General features: G+C 58.4%; 2 protein-coding genes. One reads left to right on the top strand and one right to left on the bottom strand.

Annotated features, from left to right (window positions below; all coding sequences use genetic code 11):
- Nucleotides 1-2,176 (bottom strand): ComEC/Rec2 family competence protein (locus Q4Q11_RS31365; RefSeq protein ID WP_498571928.1); only part of this gene is annotated, 2,176 nt, incomplete at its 3' end.
- Nucleotides 2,177-2,458: 282 nt separating this feature from the next.
- Between Q4Q11_RS31365 and Q4Q11_RS31360 the strand changes: the two genes are divergently transcribed.
- Nucleotides 2,459-3,075 (top strand): citrate/2-methylcitrate synthase (locus Q4Q11_RS31360; protein WP_498571927.1); only part of this gene is annotated, 617 nt, incomplete at its 3' end.

The following is a 3,075-nucleotide window of genomic DNA, read 5'->3' as shown; positions in this document are numbered from 1 at the left end:
TTTCTATGGTGACCAGTATGGCGCCGCTTTCGAGCATGGCCACGCACCATGCGCCTTTCTGGCAGGCAAAGCTTCCCTGCATCGTCCGGTCGAGCGCTTCTTCCATCGCCTTGCGGACCGCAATCTGCTCTTCGCTGCTTAATCGCTTGCGGCGATCTTTCTTGCTGATCTGCGGAAGCCGGCTGTCGGCCGGAAGCATGGTTGGCGGCTGATGTTCTGTCGCAACCAGTGCCTTTTGCCATTGTTCGAAAATAAAGGCCTGCGGCCTCTCGCGATTGGTTGCAAGTATCTCATCCTGCCGCAGCGCAACCAGCACGCCATCTTCGGAAATCATCAGGTCCGGCTTAGGCTTGCCCGAGCCGAACGCTGCCACGCCTATCGACGAGAGCAGCAATAGCAGGCCCATGTGCCGAAGCCGTGTTCGCAATATGCTCATGATCAGGAAGCCGATAATGAATGTCGGCATCAGCCAGTCGGGTTGGCGGCCAAAGGTAATGTCGCCGCCCCAGCCGGCTACGGTTTTCGCAATCATGATGACGAGTTCCAGTCCCTCGCCGGTGACTTTCCAGAAAGGTCCGTCGAGACCGAGAGGCATGAGCAGCATCGCCGCCATGCCGAATGGCATGACGATGAAGGAAACGACCGGCATGGCCGCAAGATTGGCGGCAAGACCGTATGTCGCCAACCGGTGAAAATGTTCGATCGAGAAAATTGCGGTCGACGCACCGCCGATAAACGAGGTCGATATCACGCCCCCGAAGAAACGCGTGACGAATAGTAGCGGACTGAACAGACGGAACCGCGACAGGACGCTTTCACGATGCCGCCGCCGCTTCCACAGCGAATAGCCCGATACCAGCGCCAGCGTCGCGGCATAGGACATCTGGAAGCTCGGGCCGAGCACCTGCGATGGCGATAGAACCAGAATGACGATCGCCGACAGCGCGACATTGCGCAGACTGAGCGATGGCCGATCGAAGAGTACGGCCACCAGCATGATGGCCATCATGATGAAAGCACGCTCGGCGGAGACGCCAAAGCCGGAGACCAAGTAATAAGCCGTTACCGTCAGAAGCGCTCCGAAGGCCGCGAACTTCTTGGTCGGCCAAGCCTGTACGACGCCCGGAAACAGGCTGAACAAGTAGCGCAGGCCGACATAGAAAATGCCGGCAGACAGCGCCATGTTCAGGCCCGAAATCGCAATGATGTGGGTCAGGCCGGCAATTCTCAGCGCCTCGGTCGTATCCTTGGAGATCGCCCGTCTCTCATCGGTGACAAGCGCCGCAGCAAAGGCGCCGGTATCGCCCGGCAGCGTCTGCCTTATCCTGTCGCCTATATTGTTGCGCAGCCCGGCAAGCCAGATATCGGCCTTGTCGATCCATAAGCCTGGAGCATTGTCGCCGGCCGGAGACAGCAATTTCGGCGTACCATAGGCAAAGCCGTTCGCGCCTATACCGTTGAAATAGGAACTGAAGGCGAAATCGTTGAGGCCGGGCAAGGCGGGTCCGGCCGGGGGTGTCAGACGCGCCCTGCCCTGGATCCGATCGCCGAGTTCGAACGGCTCATCCTGCTTGCGCACGAAGATCGTCACTCGCTCCGGCGTGCGCCGAATGGCCGGCTTTTCCGTTGCCTCGACACGAACGACATAACGCCAGCGGCCATTTTCATAGGACTCCCGCCGCTCGACTTGGCCGGTAACGGTGGTCGTCACGGCCGAATCGAGCATGGTGGTCGAGACCCGCCAGCTTTCCCATTGCGCCAGCGTCATTCCCAAACAAAGGAGCATGCCGGTGAAAAGCAGATGGCGAAATAGCTTGCCCGCCTCCCGCATGAGCGCAAAGGCAACGGTGAAAACCAGCAGACCTGCCAGAACGCCCTGGGGCGGCGGATCGCTGCCAGCCTCAAACCAGAATATCGCACCGACGCCCATGTAGATGGGCGCAAGCAGGATGGCGCGGCCATAAGCTGCCTCTTCCTCGATCAGCTTCAGTATACCGAGCTGAAGACGATGCAAGGCAAGAAGCAGGCGCGATGTCAGCGGCGCCTGATTTTGCGTCCGTTCCGATTGTCTTGCCTTGGTCCGGAAGGCGATCGCGGCAATGGCAGGGCGAGGCTGCGAAGGCACAGCAACGTCCAGGCCCTCGTCCTGCTTTTCGGATGCCTCGAAATTAGGCACTCACTGCCGCCCCCAACGCAAAACCACAGCTTTCACGCGATTTTTGCCGTCGCCATCCAGTGATTTCAACCGAAATCGGAATGCTCGAGCTGAATTGGACCGATTTTCCGGCGCATCCCTGATGCCCACCGCTACCGCAGTGCCCAAAAGTTGATACCGCAATGCACAATTCGGCACTAGGATAACTTGGCATTAGGCTCTGGATCATATAGCTAGTCGGTAGTCGCTTAACCTTTTGGCGCTTTTTATGGCGTCAATCCCGCCAAATCTTGGAGGATCAGCATGACGGAACAAAGCGCGAAACTAACTTGGGGTGAAAAGACGGTGGACCTGCCGGTCAAGACCGGAACCATCGGCCCGAGTGTCATTGATATTGGTGCCCTTTACAAGAACACCTCCACTTTCACTTACGATCCTGGTTTCACCTCGACCGCATCGTGCGAGTCCAGCATCACCTATATTGATGGCGACGAAGGCGTTCTGCTGCATCGCGGCTATCCGATCGATCAGCTGGCCGAACACGGCGATTTCCTCGAAGTATGCTATCTCCTTCTCTACGGCGAACTGCCGACGGCAGCGCAGAAGAAGGACTTCGATTACCGCGTGACCCACCATACCATGGTGCACGAGCAGATGTCGCGCTTCTTCACGGGTTTCCGCCGTGACGCGCATCCGATGGCCGTCATGTGCGGCTGCGTCGGGGCGCTCTCGGCCTTCTATCATGACTCGACCGACATCACCGATCCGCACCAGCGCATGGTCGCAAGCCTGCGCATGATCGCAAAGATGCCGACGCTTGCCGCCATGGCCTACAAGTACTATATCGGCCAGCCCTTCGTTTATCCGAAGAACGATCTCGACTACGCATCGAACTTCCTGCGCATGTGCTTTGCCGTTCC

Source organism: Rhizobium sp. UFLA01-1127, from assembly GCF_059803845.1.
Note: the sequence above shows the minus strand (reverse complement) of the source record. Positions and strands in the feature narration are given on the sequence as shown.